Source organism: Streptomyces sp. NRRL S-495 (assembly GCF_000966955.1).
GTDB lineage: Bacteria > Actinomycetota > Actinomycetes > Streptomycetales > Streptomycetaceae > Kitasatospora > Kitasatospora purpeofusca.
The window spans coordinates 1-2,241 of record NZ_JZWY01000917.1 but is presented as its reverse complement, the minus strand read 5'-3'; the positions used below and the strand labels follow the sequence as shown (position 1 = coordinate 2,241).

The window sequence follows — 2,241 nt, the reverse complement described above, 5'->3', positions numbered from 1 at the left end:
CCCTGGAGGCCCCTCCTACGGAGTCTTCTCCACTCCGCAGAGGACTCCATAGGAGGGGTCAACCGATCCCGCTACGCGCACTTGCGGATGGTCACCCGGCCGCCGTTCTTGGTCATCTCACTGGAGTGCGGCGCGAGACAGAGCCCCGTCCACTGGTTGGCGAAGGTGTAGGTACCGCTGATCTTGGTCGGGTTGACCGACCAGAGCTGGTTGCCCGAGTCCCAGCGGGTCTCGCAGCCCCACCACATGAGCTGGGTGTTCTGGCCGGGCGGGGTGCCGTTGTTGTAGGGGACTGTGAGGCAGTAGCCGTTGTTGTTGCGGATGGTGAAATAGCCGTTGCTCGCCTTGACGGCGTTCCATTTCTGCGCGGCCCCGCCGTCGCAGGTACGCTGCACCACGAGCCCGCCGTTGGGGACGGTGGGGCCGATGGCCAGGCACTTGCCGCTCAGCAGGTTCTTGTAGGGAGCCTTGCCGCCGGCCGACCACATGTCGTAGGTCTTGGTGGTCGGCGGGTCCTGCCCGCAGATGTCCCTCAGCTCCGTGTCGGTCATCTTGCGGCTCTGATACAACCAGGCGAAGGACCGGCTGGTGTCCGGCACCCGGACGACCGCGTTCTTGACGAGCTCGTTCTTGTTGCCGTCGTAGCGGGCATCGATGTCGACGACCGCCTCGATCAGCGGCTCCTTGACCTCGATCCAGCCGACGCTGCCCAGGGGGACCGCGGCGGTGTGCGTGTGGGTGTCGCTGGTGCTCCAGGTCCAGCTCCAACCGAGCTTGGGCCCGACGGAGGCCTCCCAGTCACCGAACTTCTTCTTCCCGCCGATGTCGAGGCCGAAGGAGAAGCTGGTGGAGGAGCTCTTGGTTCCGGCGACGCTCACGCTGCCGCTACTGGTGCAGCCGTAGGCGATGGGGCTCTTCCCACTGCCGAGCTTGTCGGGCATGGTGGCCTCGCCCCATACTTGCTTGCTGCTTTTGAAGGTGAGGTAGCACTCGGGGTCCCAGTAGATGATGTCCCCGGCCTGCGTGGGCCTCGGGTCGGCGCAGTCCTCGGCTACCTGCGCGGGCGACTTGGCCGCTACCTGCGCGGGCGACTTGGCCGCCGCGAACGCCGTCGGGGTCAGCGGGAAGTAGCTCATTATCAAGGCGAGCAACACGATCGTCTTCTTCACGTTCTTCACGAGGCGTGAGCTTAGGGATCATGAATGGCCGCTGAGGGAACGCCGTATGTATCCCAGGGGCATTGCATGGTTGCGGTCTGTCCGGATTGATCACGTGAGGCCGAGGATTCGCAGGGGTCGGGTGTGGTCGCGGCCGGTGTGGCGGAGGGCAGCGGCGATGTTGGTGCGGCCGTTCTGGCGGAAGATGCCGATGGCGAGGTTGCGCAGGCCGGCCATGGTGCGGGGCAGGTGGCCGGTGCGGACTTTGGAGTCGTCCTCGCGGAAGGTCCGGTCTCGGACGTGGTGCAGGAGGTTCTCGATGCCCCAGTGGCCCCTGATCCAGGTGGCGAGCTGGACGGCGGTGGCGTCGTAGGTGTCCAGGCCAGTGATCAGATAGACCCGTTCGATGGTGAGCTTCCCGGTCGAGCGGTCGCGGCGCCATCGGACGATCTGGATCGCCTGGCGGGCGCCGGGACAGTCGAGGTGGTGGAAGGCGGCGGTCTTGAGTCGGCGGATCTCGTCGCGGTGGTGGGCACGGTCGCGGGTGCGGTGGTCCAGCGGGATGTCCGCCCAGGGCAGCGTTTTGACCTGGGCATACAGCCCGGGGTGGTTCTTTTTCACGATGGCCAGGTAGTGGGCGCCGCGCTCGCGGAGGTACGTGCCGTGGGCGTGCTGGGTGTGCAGGGCATCGCCGGTGATCACGGTGTCGCTCAGGTCGATGCTGTCCAGCAGCGGGGCGAAGGCGGGGATCTCGTTGCTTCTGGAGGCGACCTGCCGCTGGGCCAGGACCACGCCGTGGTGGTCCATTGCGGCCAGCAGTTGGATCGCGGTGCTCGTGACGGTGCGCGAGCCGCGGACCGTCTTGCCGTCGACCGTGATCGCCCGCGGCACCGGCTTCGCCGATCGCTCGGACTCGCTCGGGTGTACTCCTCTGGCCTGTAGGAATGCTCCGACGGCAGCGTCCAGAGCGTCGCCGTCCAGCCGCTGGAGCAGGCGCCGGACGGTCGCCGGGTGAGGGACGGGATGGACACCGGTGAGCGGCTCGGCCGGGAAGTCGAGGGCCTCCAGGGCCGACTGCGGGGCG

2 protein-coding genes are annotated in these 2,241 nt (G+C 67.2%); both read right to left on the bottom strand.

Translation table 11 applies throughout. The annotated features are described in order from the left end of the window. Positions 1 to 71 precede the first annotated feature (71 nt). Entirely contained in the window at positions 72 to 1,178 is a 1,107-nt protein-coding gene (locus tag VR45_RS36135; RefSeq protein WP_159394482.1) for an RICIN domain-containing protein, read from the bottom strand. Between the two features lie 90 nt (positions 1,179 to 1,268). Next, positions 1,269 to 2,241 (bottom strand): ISAs1 family transposase (locus VR45_RS36130; RefSeq protein ID WP_045944159.1); only part of this gene is annotated, 973 nt, incomplete at its 5' end.